Source organism: Streptomyces sp. Ag82_O1-12 (assembly GCF_900182715.1).
GTDB lineage: Bacteria > Actinomycetota > Actinomycetes > Streptomycetales > Streptomycetaceae > Streptomyces > Streptomyces massasporeus.
In genome coordinates this window covers 4,151,217-4,165,618 of the sequence record NZ_FXUW01000001.1, presented here as the reverse complement: position 1 = coordinate 4,165,618, position 14,402 = coordinate 4,151,217, and the positions used below count along the sequence as shown (strand labels likewise).

Annotated in this window: 16 protein-coding genes, 1 tRNA gene and 1 other RNA gene; 12 read left to right on the top strand and 6 right to left on the bottom strand. The window is 72.7% G+C overall.

Annotated elements, in window-relative coordinates; all coding sequences use genetic code 11:
- Nucleotides 1-31: 31 nt before the first annotated feature.
- On the bottom strand, nt 32-625 hold the full coding sequence (locus tag QOL88_RS19100) for an HhH-GPD-type base excision DNA repair protein (protein ID WP_097217658.1): 594 nt from the start codon (nt 623-625) through the stop codon (nt 32-34).
- Between the two features lie 36 nt (nt 626-661).
- On the bottom strand, nt 662-1,384 hold the full coding sequence (locus tag QOL88_RS19095; protein WP_097217656.1) for a siderophore-interacting protein: 723 nt from the start codon (nt 1,382-1,384) through the stop codon (nt 662-664).
- A gap of 82 nt (nt 1,385-1,466) precedes the next feature.
- Between QOL88_RS19095 and QOL88_RS19090 the strand changes: the two genes are divergently transcribed.
- The 4 genes from QOL88_RS19090 to QOL88_RS19075 all read left to right on the top strand — a co-directional run bounded on the left by QOL88_RS19090 (nt 1,467) and on the right by QOL88_RS19075 (nt 7,000).
- Nucleotides 1,467-3,737 (top strand): penicillin acylase family protein, encoded by a 2,271-nt coding sequence (locus tag QOL88_RS19090; RefSeq protein ID WP_097217654.1) that lies wholly within the window; start codon nt 1,467-1,469, stop codon nt 3,735-3,737.
- Nucleotides 3,730-4,338 carry a GNAT family N-acetyltransferase gene (locus QOL88_RS19085; RefSeq protein ID WP_097217652.1) on the top strand — a complete coding sequence of 203 codons (609 nt, stop codon included), beginning with the start codon at nt 3,730-3,732 and terminating at the stop codon, nt 4,336-4,338. Before QOL88_RS19090 ends, QOL88_RS19085 begins: the two co-directional genes overlap by 8 nt.
- Nucleotides 4,335-4,814: a cupin domain-containing protein gene (locus QOL88_RS19080; protein WP_097217650.1), complete on the top strand. Its 480-nt coding sequence runs from the start codon at nt 4,335-4,337 to the stop codon at nt 4,812-4,814. The genes QOL88_RS19085 and QOL88_RS19080 overlap by 4 nt, the downstream gene beginning before the upstream one ends.
- A gap of 299 nt (nt 4,815-5,113) precedes the next feature.
- On the top strand, nt 5,114-7,000 hold the full coding sequence (locus tag QOL88_RS19075; RefSeq protein ID WP_097217649.1) for a copper resistance CopC/CopD family protein: 1,887 nt from the start codon (nt 5,114-5,116) through the stop codon (nt 6,998-7,000).
- On the opposite strand, the gene QOL88_RS19070 is transcribed toward QOL88_RS19075, so the two are convergent.
- A complete protein-coding gene (locus QOL88_RS19070; protein ID WP_097217647.1) occupies nt 6,900-7,868 on the bottom strand; it encodes a DUF72 domain-containing protein in 969 nt (322 codons plus the stop codon). The genes QOL88_RS19075 and QOL88_RS19070 overlap by 101 nt on opposite strands.
- 149 nt (nt 7,869-8,017) lie before the next feature.
- Here QOL88_RS19070 and QOL88_RS19065 point away from each other — a divergent pair, with 149 nt between their 5' ends.
- From QOL88_RS19065 to QOL88_RS19055, 3 genes are read left to right on the top strand one after another with little or no spacing between them, the layout of a single operon-like run.
- A complete protein-coding gene (locus QOL88_RS19065; protein ID WP_097217645.1) occupies nt 8,018-10,498 on the top strand; it encodes a SpoIIE family protein phosphatase in 2,481 nt (826 codons plus the stop codon).
- A 13-nt stretch (nt 10,499-10,511) separates the two neighbouring features.
- Nucleotides 10,512-10,964, top strand: coding sequence for a DUF4383 domain-containing protein (locus tag QOL88_RS19060; RefSeq protein WP_097217644.1), 453 nt, complete (start codon nt 10,512-10,514; stop codon nt 10,962-10,964).
- Nucleotides 10,965-11,001: 37 nt separating this feature from the next.
- Nucleotides 11,002-11,487 carry an MSMEG_6728 family protein gene (locus QOL88_RS19055; RefSeq protein WP_097217642.1) on the top strand — a complete coding sequence of 162 codons (486 nt, stop codon included), beginning with the start codon at nt 11,002-11,004 and terminating at the stop codon, nt 11,485-11,487.
- 28 nt (nt 11,488-11,515) lie between these two features.
- On the opposite strand, the gene QOL88_RS19050 is transcribed toward QOL88_RS19055, so the two are convergent.
- Both QOL88_RS19050 and QOL88_RS19045 read right to left on the bottom strand, forming a co-directional pair.
- On the bottom strand, nt 11,516-11,674 hold the full coding sequence (locus QOL88_RS19050) for a hypothetical protein (RefSeq protein ID WP_257027819.1): 159 nt from the start codon (nt 11,672-11,674) through the stop codon (nt 11,516-11,518).
- Between the two features lie 92 nt (nt 11,675-11,766).
- Nucleotides 11,767-11,988: a hypothetical protein gene (locus QOL88_RS19045; RefSeq protein ID WP_097217638.1), complete on the bottom strand. Its 222-nt coding sequence runs from the start codon at nt 11,986-11,988 to the stop codon at nt 11,767-11,769.
- A 146-nt stretch (nt 11,989-12,134) separates the two neighbouring features.
- On the opposite strand from QOL88_RS19045, the gene QOL88_RS19040 reads away from it, so the two are divergent.
- The 4 genes from QOL88_RS19040 (at nt 12,135) to QOL88_RS19025 (ending at nt 13,482) form a co-directional block, all read left to right on the top strand.
- The gene (locus QOL88_RS19040; RefSeq protein WP_097217636.1) at nt 12,135-12,368 is read left to right on the top strand and encodes a DUF8825 domain-containing protein; all 234 of its coding nucleotides are present in this window, start codon (nt 12,135-12,137) and stop codon (nt 12,366-12,368) included.
- A gap of 44 nt (nt 12,369-12,412) precedes the next feature.
- A complete protein-coding gene (locus QOL88_RS19035; protein WP_097217634.1) occupies nt 12,413-12,637 on the top strand; it encodes a hypothetical protein in 225 nt (74 codons plus the stop codon).
- 72 nt (nt 12,638-12,709) lie between these two features.
- Nucleotides 12,710-12,982, top strand: coding sequence for a hypothetical protein (locus QOL88_RS19030; protein ID WP_097217632.1), 273 nt, complete (start codon nt 12,710-12,712; stop codon nt 12,980-12,982).
- 110 nt (nt 12,983-13,092) lie between these two features.
- Nucleotides 13,093-13,482 (top strand): amphi-Trp domain-containing protein, encoded by a 390-nt coding sequence (locus QOL88_RS19025; RefSeq protein WP_097217630.1) that lies wholly within the window; start codon nt 13,093-13,095, stop codon nt 13,480-13,482.
- A 660-nt stretch (nt 13,483-14,142) separates the two neighbouring features.
- On the opposite strand, the gene QOL88_RS19020 is transcribed toward QOL88_RS19025, so the two are convergent.
- Nucleotides 14,143-14,230: transfer RNA gene (locus QOL88_RS19020), tRNA-Ser, on the bottom strand.
- A 72-nt stretch (nt 14,231-14,302) separates the two neighbouring features.
- Here QOL88_RS19020 and ffs point away from each other — a divergent pair.
- An RNA gene (ffs, locus tag QOL88_RS19015) (signal recognition particle sRNA small type) lies at nt 14,303-14,397 on the top strand.
- Nucleotides 14,398-14,402: the final 5 nt, after the last annotated feature.

Sequence of the window (14,402 nt, the reverse complement as noted above, 5' to 3'; positions counted from 1 at the left end):
GGCCTAGCGGACACCGCCCGGCCGACACCGCCTAGGCGCCGGAGGCCTTCGCTGCCTTCGCCGCCGCCTTCATCTCCTGCTTGTGCGCCCTGACCTTGACCAGGGACTCGGGGCCGGTGATGTCGGCGACCGAGCGGAAGGAGTCCGGCTCGCCGTAGGAGCCCGCCGCCTCCCGCCAGCCCGTGGGCCGGACCCCGAGCTGCTTGCCGAGCAGGGCGAGGAAGATCTGGGCCTTCTGCTTGCCGAAGCCGGGCAGTTCCGCGAGCCGCTTCAGCAGGTCCTTGCCGGTGGCGACGTCCTTCCAGACGGCCTCGGCGTCACCTCCGTAGTGCTCGACGAGGTACTGGCACAACTGCTGGATCCGCTTGGCCATGGAGCCCGGGTAGCGGTGCACCGCAGGCTTCTGCGAGAGCAGCGCGGCGAAGGCCTCCGGCTCGTGCGCGGCGATCTCGTGCGCGTCCAGGTCGTCCGTGCCGAGCCGCTGGGCGATCGTCGCCGGGCCCTTGAACGCCCACTCCATGGGGACCTGCTGGTCCAGCAGCATGCCGACCAGCGCGGCGAGCGGGCTGCGGCCGAGCAGCGCGTCGGCCTCGGGATCCTGGGCGAGGTGAAGAGTGACGTCCATGCCCCGATCATCCCCCGGGGCGGGCCCTCACGCTGCTCAGGTGGCCCGCCAGTAGCCCAGCGCGTGCACCCGCTGCTTGGGCAGGCCCAGTTCCTTTCGGACGTACGCCGTCAGGGCCCGGGTCGTCACCGTGTCGCAGGCGATCCAGACGTAGGGGTCGGCCGTGCCCTGGAGCAGGGCGGGCAGGTCCGACTTCACGCGGTCGACCAGGTGGGCGCCGGAGTCCTGGCGCGGCACCTTGCGCAGCTCGTGCCGGTCCGGGTCGGTGCGGAACGGCAGGTCGTCGTCGCCGCCCTCGAACCAGACGGTGGCCGGGGCGGAACCCAGGGCGTCCAGGAGGGAGTTGATGGCCGGCAGCGAGGCCGGGTCGCCGACGGCGAAGACGTGCGAGGGCGCGGGGTCGGGGTGGTCGAAGCCGGTGCCCTGGACGGTCGCCTCGATGGTGTCGCCCGGCTTCGCCGCCCTGGCCCAGTCGCTGGCGCACCCCTCGTGCAGAGCGAACTCCAGGCCGAAGGTGCCGGCCCCGGCGTCCGGGTCGACCAGGGTGTAGGCCCGTTGGTGCGGTTTGCCCGCGTTGTCGAACCACAGCCGTACCCACATCGTGGGGTGCACTCCGGTGGCGGCCAGCAGACCGCCGTCGGTGAAGCGCAGCCGCCGGTAGTCCGGGGTGACCTCCTCGACGTCCGTCACCGTGAACTCGAAGTCCTTGCCGCGCATCAGTTTGAGGACCGCGCCCTCCCAACCCCGCCCCTGCCCCATCGCTTTTCCGCCCCTTCGCGTACGATTCCGGCCACAGCTTTGACTTAGGCAAGGCTAACCTAAAGAAAAGAGAGGGCGCAGCGTGGCCACCGAGATCTACCGTGACGCCTGGGGCATTCCGCATCTGCGCGCGGGCAGCGCGGCCGAACTCGCCCACGCACAGGGCCTCGTCACCGCCCGCGACCGGGCCTGGCAGCTGGAGATCGAGCGCCACCGGGCGCAGGGCACCTCGGCGTCCTTCCTCGGCGGGCGCGCCCTGGCCTGGGACCGGTTCGCGAGACGGGCCAGAGTCGACGACACCGCGAGACGCTGCTTCGCGGACCTGGAGAGACGGGACCCCGGGACGGCGCGGTGGGTGCGCGCGTACGTCGACGGGGTCAACGAGGGTCTGGCCGAAGGCAGTACCGCCCCCGAGTTCGCCCGCACCGGTCTCACCCCGGGCCGCTGGGAAGCCTGGACCCCGCTCGGCGTCTGGCTCGCCACCCACATCCTGTTCGCCGGGTTCCCGGCCAAGCTCTGGCGCGAGCAGGTCGCCGCGCACCTGGACGCGGACGCCATCGGCCTCTTCGCCACCGACGGCCCCGGCACCTCGGGCAGCAACGGCTGGCTGGTCGGCGGTGAGCGGACGGTCACCGGACACGCGGTCATCGCCGGCGACCCCCACCGCTGGATCGAGGACCCGGGCGTCTACCAGCAGATCCACCTGTCCTGCCCCGAGTTCGACGTCGTGGGCCTGGCCGTCCCCGGCGTCCCCGGCATCGCTCACTTCGGGCACACGGGTTCGGTCGCCTGGGCCATCACCAACGCCATGGCCGACTACCAGGACCTCTACCGGGAGCGGCTGCGGCGCACCGGCGCCGGGGTGGAGGCCCTCGGCCCGGACGGGGTCTGGCGGCGGGCGTCCCGGCACACGGAGACCATCGAGGTGGCGGGCGAGGAGCCGGTCGAGGTCGAGATCATCGAGACCGGACGGGGCCCGGTGATCATCGGCGGACTCGAGGGGATCGACGGCGATCCGACGGACCTGGCGTACGACGGCGGGCGGGCCGATCCCACCGTTCCCACAGCTTCCACTGATCCGGCCGGTCCCGCGGTTTCCGCTGATCCTGCTGGTTTCGCCGTTCCCGCAGCTCCCGCTGATCCGGCCGGTCCCGCCGCTTCCGCTGATCCCGCCGTTCCCGCAGCTCCAGCCGTTCCCACAGCTCCCGCCGCCCCGCCCGTGGCCATCAGCCTGCGCTACCCGCCGCGCGTCACCGGCGACCTCGGCTTCGGCGCGCTGCTGCCGTTGCTGCGGGCCCGTCGGGTGGCCGATGTGGACCGGGCCTTCGACCGCTGGGCCGAGCCGGTCAACGTCGTCCAGGCGGCCGACACCGAGGGCGGTGTCCTGCACCGCGTGGCCGGGCGGGTGCCGGTGCGCGCCGAGGCCAACTCCCTCCGGGTGGTGCCCGCCTGGGAGCCCGGCCACGCATGGCAGGGCTGGCACGTGCCGCCGCGCGCCGGGCTCACCGACGGCGTCGCCGTCATGGCCAACCAGCGCGGCCCGGCCGAACCCCTCGGCGTCGAGTTCGCCCCGCCGCACCGCGCCGACCGCATCGCCGCGCTGCTCGCGGGCAAGGAGCGCTGGTCCGCCGCCGACATGCCCGCCCTCCACACGGACACCCATCTGGCCTCCGCCTCACCCCTCCTGGACCACCTCGACGCCCTCGACGACCTCACCCCCGAGGCAGCCGCCCTCCGGGACCGACTCCGTGGCTGGGACCGCCGCATGGACGCCGGCAGCGCCGACGCGGCCCTCTACGCGGCCGTACGCGGAGCGGTCGTACGGCGGCTCGCGGCGCACCCGGCGTTCGCCGCGCTCACCACACCGCCGGCGTACCCGGAGGTGTTCCAGCCCTGGCTCGCCCTCGTCCCCCGGGTCGGCTTCGCCCTCGAACACCTGCTGCGGGCCGACGACCTGTACGGAATCGACCGCCCGGCGGCCGTCCGCGCGGCCGTCGAGGACGTGGCCCTGCGTCCGCCGGCCGGTGTCTGGGGCGACACCCACCGCCTCGCCCCCTGGCGGGCTTTGGAGCCGGAGCAGCCGTACGACGAGCCGGGGCTGTCCGGCGACCACGACTGCGTGCTGTGCACCTCCGGCGTGTCGGGCCTCACCGACCGCGCCGCCCGGGGCCCGGCCGCCCGCTACGTCTGGGATCTGGCCCGGCGCGAGGACAGCCGCTGGGTGGTCCCGCTCGGCGCCTCGGGCGTCCCCGGCTCGCCCCACCACCGCGACCAGCTGCCGCTCTGGCTCGCGGGAGACCTCGTCCCGGTCGTCACCGACTGGACCCGGCTGAAGAAGGAAAGCGATGTCTGACCCGTACGCCTCCCGCACGCCCGTCCACGCGCAGGTGATCGACGGCTTCGGCACCGTCCGCGTCCTGCCGCTCGACCCCGGGGCCGACGCCGCCGTGATCCACCGCTGGGTCGGCGAGGACCGGGCCGCCTTCTGGGGCATGACCGAGCTGACCGAACGACAGGTCGCGGACGTCTACGCCCACATGGCCACGCTCGACACCCACCACGCCCACCTCGTCGTCCGGGACGGCGAACCGGTCGCCCTCCTCCAGACCTACGAGCCGGAGGCCGACCGCGTGAGCGAGTGCTACGACGTCCGCCCCGGCGACATCGGCGTCCACCTGCTCCTCGCCCCCGCCGGACCGGGCGGCGGACAGCGTGGCTGGACGGCCCGGCTGGTGGCGGCCATCGCCGCATACGTCCTGCTCGGCCTGGACCGCCGCCGGGTCGTGGTCGACCCGGACGTGCGCAACGAGAAGGCCATCGCCCGTTTCCTCGAGCTCGGCTTCGCCCCCGGGCCGGTGGTGGTGCTGCCGGAGATCGACCTCCCGGACGTGTACCTGCCGGAGAAGAAGGCCCAGCTCGCCTTCCTCGACCGGGAGATACTGTTCCCCGCGTGACCCCAGAGGACCTCATCGCCCACTACGGCCTCGAACCGATCCCGCGCGAGGGCGGCCTGTTCCGTCAGACCTGGGCCGGCCCCGAACGCCCCGACGGCAGGCCGGAGGGCACGGCGATCGTCGCGCTGCTGACCGCGGGCGACTTCTCCGCCCTCCACCGCCTGCCGACGGACGAGATCTGGCACTTCTACCGGGGCGACCCCCTGGAGCTCCTCCTGCTCGCCCCGGACGGCAGCACGCGGACGGTGGTCCTCGGGCCGGACATCCTCGACGGCCAGCACGTCCAGTTCGCGGTCCCGGCGGGCACGTGGATGGGCGGAAGGGTGCGCGGGGCCGGACAGTGGACCCTGTTCGGCTGCACGATGGCGCCCGGCTTCACGTCCGACGGCTACGAGCACGGGGACGCCGAGGAGCTGACGGCCCGCTATCCGGCGGTGGCCGACGAAATCGCGGGGCTGTCCAGGCCCGGCTCCTGAACCCCGGCTCCTGAACCCGGCTCGTGAACCCCGGCTCGTGACATCGGCTCCTGAACCCCGGCTCCTGAACCCCAGCCCGTGAACCCGGCTCCCGAACCCCGGCTCCTGAACCCGGTGAGCACCGCACCTTCCAGCCCGGTGAGCAACCTCTCCCGAGCCCGGTGAGCACTACACCGATCCGGTCCGTACTTCACTCGTAGCCGTACAGCCCGACCCCGGAGACCCACGTGGACCAGCGGCGGAACGAGGATCGCAATGTCGGACATCCCCGGCGATTCCCACGGCGATTCCAAGCCCTGGTGCTGCTCGGCACCGTGCTGCTCCTGCTCCTCGCCGGAGCATCCCCCGCCTCCGCTCACGCCGCCCTCCGCGGCACCGACCCCGACGACGGATCCGTCCTCAAGCAGGCCCCTCGCCACGTCACCCTGACCTTCACCGAGTCCGTGGGCCTGCTCGACGGCTCCTTCCGGGTCTTCGGCCCCGACCAGCGCCGGGTCCACACCGGCGAGGCCACGCACGCGGACGGCCGCTCCGACACGGCCCGCGTCCGGCTGCCCGGCAAGCTCGCCCAGGGCACGTACACGGTGGCCTGGCGCGTCGTCTCCGCCGACAGCCACCCCGTCTCCGGCGCCTTCACCTTCTCCGTGGGGAAGCCGTCCGCGACCACGGGACAGATCGACACGGGCCCCGCCGAGGACCCGCTCACCGGCGGTCTCCACGACGCCGCCCGCTACCTCGCCTACCTCGCCGCCGCGCTGCTCGTCGGCCTGGCCGCGTTCGCGCTGCTGTGCCGGCCCACGGACACGTCCGCCCTGCGCAGGCCGCTGGTGGCCGCCTGGTGGACGCTGCTGGGCTCGACGGTCGTCCTGCTGTTGCTGCGCGCCCCGTACGAGACGGGCACCGGCCCGGCCGCCGCCTTCGACGCCGCCGCCCTGGGCCGCACCCTGGCCGCCCGCCCGGGCGAGGCCCTGCTCGCCCGGCTGGTCGTCCTCCTGCTGATGGCCGCCTTCCTGATACGCCTGTCCAAGCGCAGCGCCCCCGAGGAACGGCCCGCCGCCCTGGCGATCGGCACGGCGCTGGCCGCGGCCCTGGCCCTGACCTGGGCGGCGGCCGAGCACGCCTCCGCCGGGACCCAGGTGCCGCTGGCGATGACGTCGTCCGTGCTGCACCTGCTGGCGACCGGCGTCTGGCTCGGCGGCCTCGTGGCCCTGCTGCTGACCCTGCGCCGCTCGGCCGGCGACGACCTGCCGGAGGTCGTGCCCCGCTTCTCGCGGATCGCCTTCGCCTCGGTGATCGTCCTGGCCGTCACGGGCGTCTACCAGTCCTGGCGCGGCCTCGGCTCCCTCTCCGCGCTGACCGGCACGTCGTACGGCCGTCTGCTGCTCGCCAAACTCGCCGGGGTGGCCGTGCTGTTGCAGGTGGCGGGGTACTCGCGGCGCTGGACGCGGCGGATCGCGGCACCGGCGGCCGCCGCCCGGGCCGCCGCCCGGGCCGCCGTCCATGAGCGGGTTCCGCAGCCGGTCGGCGCACCCCCACTCCACCAGGCACCCGAGGAGCTCCAGGCACCCGAGGAGCTCCAGGAACCCGCGCAAGCCCGGGAATCCGACGAACTGCGGGAGCCCCGGGAGCCCCGGGACTCCGAGACGCCCGGCGCATCGACCGCCCAACCCTCCGCGTCCGACACCGGCCGGGACACCCGGCGCCTGCTGCGCCGGTCCGTCCTCGTGGAGGTCGTCGTCGCCGCCGTCGTGCTGATGATCACGACCGTGCTCACGGGAACCCTCCCGGGTCGCGCCCAGGCCGAGGCGGCCCAGCAGGCCCCGGCGGGCGCGCTGCCGCCCACGACCCAGGTCACGGTGCCCTTCGACACGGGCGAGGGGACCCTGACCGGACGCGGCACGGTGCAGGTCACCCTGGATCCGGCCCGGGTCGGCGAGAACGGCGTCCAGGCCGTGGTCTACGGCTCCGACACGGGTCTGGTCGTCGTCCCCGAGGTCCGCATCACCTTCACCCTGCCCTCCCGGAAGGTCGGCCCGATCGACGCCGAACTCACCGACCTGGGCGGCTACTGGGGCACCAACTCCGTCAACCTGCCGCTCGCCGGGAACTGGACGATGAAGACGACCGTGCGGGTGTCGGACGTGGACCAGGTGTCGGTGGAGCGGAAGGTGCGGATCGCGCCCTAGGCAGCCGCGTCGCCACCGGCTGGCCTCCGTCGAGGAGCCGGGTCATGGCCTCGGCGGCGCGGACGGCGGCGTCACCGCAGCAGTTGTTGAACAGGACGTGGACCTGCTCGGTCCGCTCGGCCAGCCGGCGCACGCGGGGCAGCCACTCGGCGAGTTCGTCCTCGTCGTAGGCGTGCCGGAACCGGTCCTCCTTGCTGCCGGTGCCCCACGCGGTGCTGCGGCCGTGGAACCGGACCACCGAGAGCCGGGGCGAGGTCACGGGCGTGACGGGCGGGACGGAGGAGGGCAGCGTCTGCGTCATGTCGACGGCGACCGCGGCCATGCCGTGCCGGGTCAGCAGCGCGCCGGTCGCCTCGTCCTGCCCCGGCTCCCACCAGGAGGGATGCCGGAACTCGACGGCGACGGGCCAGCCCTCGGTCCGCTCCGCGCACTCCCCGAGGAACGCCTCCGCCCGCTGCCCGGGCCGGAACCAGGGCGGGAACTGGAACAGCACGCTCCCGAGCCGCCCGGCCTCCCGCAGCGGCTCGATCCCGGCCGCGAACCGCGCCCACACCTCGTCCTGCACCGCCGGGTCCCACGGCTCGGCCGGCAACCCGTCCGGCATCACCGCCGCCCGGGTGGGATGCCCGGTGAGCAGCGAGAACGCCTTCACGTCGAACACGAACCCGTCCGGTGTGCGCTCGGCCCACAACCGGCTGTTCCGCTCGCTCGGCAGCGCGTAGTACGAGGCGTCGACCTCGACGACACCGAACCGCTCGGCGTAGTGCCGTAACCGCCCCTCGGCGTCCCGCCGCCCGGGCGGGTACCAGCCGCTGCCGACCAGTGCCCGGTCGGTCCAGGAACACGTGCCCACGAGGATCTGACCCATGGGGGAGCGGTTACCCGGGCCCGGCGGCGGCAGACTCCGCTTCTCGGCCGGGGCGTCCCGGTGAGACCCTCCGTAATCGGGGTAACCGGGTGTTATCTGTGCAAATCCGGTGCTACGGCTGATTCTCCCCGAGAGTGAGATGACCGATCATGGAGCAGCCCGTCACCGTCGGCCGGGCCGGCCGGTCGTTCGGCGAAGAACCCGAGGTCCTCGAAGCCCTCGTCGACGCATCCCTCACGGCCCGTGTCACCCTCGACGAACACGGCACCGTGACCGGCTGGAACGCGGGCGCCGAGCGGCTCCTCGGGTACTCGGCCGGAGAACTGACCGGCCGCCGCGCCGCGGATCTGCTGGCCGAGCCGATCCCGGCGCGGGGCGGTCTGCCCACGCTCGCCGGGCTGCCCCGCTGGAACGGCGAGGTGGCGCTCCGGCACCGCGACGGCCGGAAACTGACGGTCGGGATCCTCGCCCACCACAGGCCGCCCGGCGCCGACGCCCCCGCCTGGCTCATCGTCTCCGCCCTGACCGACCGGCAGCCACCGGCCGATCTCGACGAGTCCCTCGTGAGCTGGAGCTTCGCCCAGTCCCCGTGCTGCGCCCAGGCGATCTACGACACCCGGCTGCGGCTGCGCCGGGCCAACGCCGACATGGAACGGTCCACGGCACTCACCGAGGAGGAGATGCGGGGCCTGCGCGTGTCCGAGATCAGCGACCAGGACGCCGGCCTGCGGGCGGAACGCAGCATGGCCCGGGTCCTGCGCACCGGTGAGCCGGAGTACCAGGAGAACTACCTGCGCGCGCCCGGCGAGAACCATGAGCACGCCTGGTCGGTCTTCATCTCCGCCCTGCGCGATCACGAGGACACCATCCGGGGCGTCTGCCTCTCGGCGCACGACATGACCGAGCAGTTCTGGGCCCGCAAGCGCCTCCAGCTGATCGCCGAGGCCGGCCGGCGCATCGGCAGCACGCTCGACGTGACGCGCACGGCCCAGGAGCTCGCGGACGTGACCGTCCCGGTCCTGGCCGACTTCGTCAGCGTCGATCTGCTGGCCGCGCTGGACGACGCACCCGAGCCGCCCGCGCCGGCGGTTCCGGCGGAGGGGCCGCTGCTGCTGCGCCGGGCCGCGCTGCGGTCGGTCACCCCGGGCGCCCCGGAGTCGGTCGTGGCGGCCGGCGCGGTGGACTCCTACCCCCCGGGCTCGATGCCTTTCGAGAGCCTGCGCACCGAACGCCCCGCCCTGCACGAGGTGACCGACCCGGCGTTCACCGCCTGGCTCGCCCAGGACCCGGCCCGCGCCGCCCGGGTCCGGGGGTTCGGCATCCACTCCGTGATGGCCGTGCCGCTGGCCGCCCGCGGCACCACCCTGGGCGTCGCCTTCTTCGTCCGGCACCGCAACCAGGAGGCCTTCCAGCACGACGACCTGGTCCTGGCCGGGGAGCTCGCCACCCGGGCCGCGGTCAGCATCGACAACGCCCGCCGCTACACCCGCGAGCGGGCCACCGCGGTCACACTCCAGCGCAGCCTGCTGCCGCAGCGGCTGCCCCGGCAGGCCGCCGTCGAGGTCGCCTCCCGTTACCTCCCGGCGGGCCCCCACGCGGGCGTCGGCGGGGACTGGTTCGACGTCATCCCCCTCTCGGGCGCGCGGGTGGCCCTGGTCGTCGGAGACGTGGTCGGCCACGGTCTGGTCGCGTCGGCGACCATGGGGCGGCTGCGCACGGCGGTCCGCACACTGGCCGACATCGACCTGCCCTGTGACGAACTGCTCACCCACCTCGACGACCTGGTCGCCCGTCTGAACACCGAGGAGGAGAGCGACACCGAGAGCAGGCACACAGGCTCCGCCGAGACCTCGAGCAATGTCGGGGCCACCTGCCTGTACGCCGTCTACGACCCCGTGACGCGGCGCTGCTGCTTCGCCGCGGCCGGGCATCCCGTACCGGCGGTGGTGAGCCCCGACGGCACCGTCGACCTCGTGAGCCTCCCGGCCGCGTCCCCGCTGGGAGTGAGCGGCCTGCCGTACGAGGCCACCGAGGTGGTCCTCCCCGAGGGCAGCCTGCTCGCCCTCTACACCAACGGCCTGGTCGAGACGCCCGACCGGGACCTCGACACCGGCGTCCGCCGGCTGCGGGAGGCCCTGGCCCGCCCGGCGGCCTCGCTGGACGCCCTGTGCGACACCGTCCTCACCGACCTGCTGCCGCAGCGCCCGGCCGACGACGTGGCCCTGCTCATCGCCCGCACCCGGGCGCTCGACGCGCGGCAGGTCGCCACCTGGGCGGTGCCGGCCGACCCGGCCGCGGTCGCGCAGGCCCGCAAGGACGTGGTGGCGCAACTGGAGCGGTGGGGGCTCTCCGACGCCGTGTTCGTCACGGAGCTGGTCGTCAGCGAGCTCGTCACCAACGCCATCCGGCACGCCGAGCCACCGGTCCAGCTCCGGCTGATCCACGACTCGACCCTGATCTGCGAGGTCTCCGACGGCGGCAACACCGCTCCTCACCTGCGGCGCGCCCGCACCTACGACGAGGGCGGCCGCGGTCTGCTCCTCGTCGCCCAGCTGACCGAGCGCTGGGGCACCCGCCAGAGCGCGGTGGGCAAGACCATCTGGGCGGAACAGACCCTGACCCCCGCGTGAGGAGCCACCGGCCATGACCACACCCGCGTCCCGGCGGGCCGCCCGCGCCCCCGTCCAGCAGGCCGCCGTGCTGCTCGGCCTGGTCTTCCTCGTGGTCGGCGTGCTGGGTTTCCTCCCCGGCGTCACCACCGACTACGGCTCGCTGGAGTTCGCCTCGCACGAGTCGGGCGCCGAACTGTTCGGCCTGTTCCAGGTGTCGATCCTGCACAACCTCGTGCACCTGGGCTACGGCCTCGCGGGTCTGATCCTCGCGGGCACGGCCGCCGGGGCGTACTCGTACTTGCTGGTCGGCGGCGCCGTCTACCTGGTGCTGTGGGTGTACGGCCTGTCCGTCGGCCATGACAGCGACGCCAACTTCGTGCCGCTGAACACCGCGGACGACTGGCTCCACTGCGTCCTGGGCGTCGCCATGATCAGTCTGGCCCTGGCTCTCAGCCGACGCGAGACGCCCACCGACGCAGGGTAAGGATCACCGACGCCCGGTAAGGATCACCGAGGACGGCATGCAGACCTTCCTGCCCTACCCCGACTTCCGCACCACGGCCCTGGTCCTCGACCGCCGCCGGCTCGGCAAACAACGCGTCGAGGCGCTTCAGGTCCTGCGCGGCCTGGTCGTCCCCGGCTACGGGTGGCGAAGCCACCCGGCCGTGAAGATGTGGCTCGGCTACGAGGAGGCGCTCGTCCGCTACGGCCTGGAGATCTGCCGTGTCTGGCGCGAACAGGGCCACCAGGACACCTGCGCGGCGACGCTGGTGGCCGATCTGGCGGCGACCCGCCCCCACGCCCCCGTCCGCGACCAGCACATGCTGGCCGCCGAGGGCGAACTCCCGCCCTGGCTCGGCGACGACCCGTTCCACGAGAGCCACCGCTCGGCCCTGGTCCGCAAGGACCCCGAGACCTACGCGACGCTCTTCCCGGACGCCCCCGACGATCTGCCGTACGTCTGGCCGACGTCGGACCGCACGGGCGGGCAGCCGTCCCGGAACTGACGGGCCCCCGTTTCGAGGCCCCGGGGGACTAGGCGGCCCTGCGGCGCGCCGGACGTCCGGACGGGGCGGGCTGCTCCATCACGTCGTCGAGCGGGAAGGTTTCGTCCTCCCCGAAGTCCGGGGCCTGGAAGGGGTTGGTCGCCGGAGCCGGCGACCCCGCACGGGAACGGTCGGTCTGCCCTTCCACGGCGGAGAACAGCGAAGTCGGTTCGATGAGAGGTCTCTTTTCGTTACTGGCCCCGGTCAGGGCCAGGCGTGCCCTGACCGGGCACGGAGGTCCTACAGCTTGGTCATCTTGGCGTACGGGCTCAGGATCCGCATCTGCGCTGAACCGAAGTCCACGAGCGCGGCGATCCCGTCCTCGATGCCGATGACCCGGCCGAGCCCATACATGTCGTGCGTGACCTGGTCACCCACGGCGAAGTGCTTGGGAGCGGGGGCGACCGGAGCCTTGAAGGGGCTGGTAGGCAAATGACGCTTGGAAGCAGCAGGCTTTGTCATTGGCCTCAGTATGCGCCTACCGACGCCCCTCGCGCTGCGGCTGTCCACGTCCAGTGCCCGAACCGAGATGTAAGAGAAGCGTTGCCGGGGCCTAGCGCCGACTCTTGCGCTGGCCCGAAAAATCGAACACATGATTGAATTCGGCCATGCGAACGTTTCCCGACGACCTCGTCCGGGCGCAACAGGAGTGGAGTGCCACCTACCGGCAGCTCGCCGACCGGCCCGGCCGCACCGAGCTGCGCCGGCGTCTGTTGCGGCTGTCGGCTCAGGCGTTCTTCCACCCCTACTGGCAGCGGCGACGGCCCAGCCCGGCGGCGTGGTGGGAGCTGCGTGAGCTGGGGCGGGAGGCCGGGCACGTGCGTGAGCGGCTGCACCGGTGACGCGCCGGCCTGCGGGACCGTACGTCCCGGATGATCCTGAAGGTATGGCCGGACCGATTCGCGTGATCGTGCACCCGCCGTCGCCCTCGGGTGGCCGCCGCGTGCGCGTGGACGGCGAGATCCTCGGTCTCGCCCACGACGTGTCCGATGTCGCGGAGTTCCTCCGCCGCGCGGGGCTGGAGATCGACCCCGCGGACGTGGCGGAGGTTCCGTGGATCGACTGGCGTGGCGTGGGGCCCGAGCACTGGGGTCCGCAGGCGAGCGGCTGACCCGCCGCGGGCCCGGTTCCACGGGCGGCGCCTCGGAGTGCGCTCGCGGCCGGTGAACGGGACATTGGTCCCGTGGCCTGGTGGATGACGTGGGCCCTGGAAGGGGTCGGAACGGCTTCGCAGTCCGTGGAGGGCGTGGAAGAGGCCGCCAAGTGGCTGGTCGAATCGACGGAGCGCTCCAGGCGCGCCTTCGACGCCGAGTGGCAGTGGGAGCGGCTCATGGACTCGGCGCTGCGGGTGCGTGAGGTGATGCTCGACGAGGGGCGCCGGAGCCTGGAACGCGGTGCGCCGTGGGAGTCGGCGGACGAGGGCGTGCAGGTGCGCCTAGCCCAGCGGGGCGCATGAGGATGTCCAAGCCGTCACCTCGCGCCAAAATGGCCTTACCCACCCTTTCATCCGACTTTCGTCCAATTTCTCTTGTGCCATTGCCGCATCGGAGGCATCGGAGGGCACCCATGAAGGACCTCACGTTCGAGCAGAAGCGTTCGCTGACACGCCAGGAGGCCGCCGACCAGCTCACGGCACTCGCAGACGCGCTGAGGGAGGGTGGGGAGGCCGAGCTGGAACTGGGTCCGGGAACCCTGGGCCTGCGCATCCCCGACGACCTGCACAGCGAGCTGGAGGTCGAGATCGGCGATGGGGAGATCGAGCTGGAGATCGAACTGAAGTGGACGACCGCGCCGACGCGGTCGGCACGTGCTCGGACCGAGGCACCGGCGGAGAAGCCCAAGGGGAAGGGCACCCCCGCTGCCGCGTCCCGACGCGCCACGAGGTCCGGCAAGACAGGCAGCACGGGCTCCGGCAAGACCGGGAGCGCCAAGCGGGCGGCTGCGAAATCCTCCTGAACCGGGAAGCGCCAGAGGGCCGGACCGCTTTCGCGGTCCGGCCCTCTGGGCTGGCGGAGGATACGAGGCGTTCTGACCTGTGGTGCGGCTGTGGCTGGTGGGGCTCCTGAACGGTGCTGTACGCAGGTGAATGCAACCAGGACTGCTCAGCCAGGTCGCAAGCGTCGATCGGGACTTCATGAGGGTGCACCTCGACAGGCAGGGAACGTCACAGGCGGGCCGAGGCCGCTTCGGCGCCAAGGTCAAGGATGGCTCAGTTCCATGATCCGCGGATGCCGTACGAAGACAGAGTCCGGGGCGCCTCCCCGCCGTCTCGAAGAGGAGGACATCGAGCCGTACACGATCGACGTTCAGAGCCTGCTCGTCGAGGCGGCCAAGCTCCGTAGCAGTGCGCGCTGGGTCGTCGCCGCACACATCTGCGGGCGGGCGTACCGGCTACAGCTGGTGCCGGCGATTGCCAGTCGTCCAAGAGCTGAGGGGGAGGTTGCTCAGCCTTCAGCCACCGCGCGCAGGTGCGATCACCGGTCTAGCTGAGGGAGCGCCTCCCATGGGAGCTCAGCACGGCACTTGAGCCCGACTGAGACGGTAAGTGAGACGGACAACGTCGAAGGGCCCCACCGCAAGCGGTGGGGCCCTTCGACATCGTGCCCGGTGAGGCACTGGCGGAGGATACGAGATTCGAACTCGTGAGGGGTTGCCCCCAACACGCTTTCCAAGCGTGCGCCCTAGGCCTCTAGGCGAATCCTCCGCCGCAAACAATACAAGACGTTGAGGAGTGCTCGCGAACTCGTTCCCGCCTCCGACATCAGGTAGCCTTGGCGCAGCCCCTCACGCGGCGCTATCTGACTGAACTCCCCCAGGGCCGGAAGGCAGCAAGGGTAGGTCGGCTCTGGCGGGTGCGTGGGGGGCGTCTGCGTTCC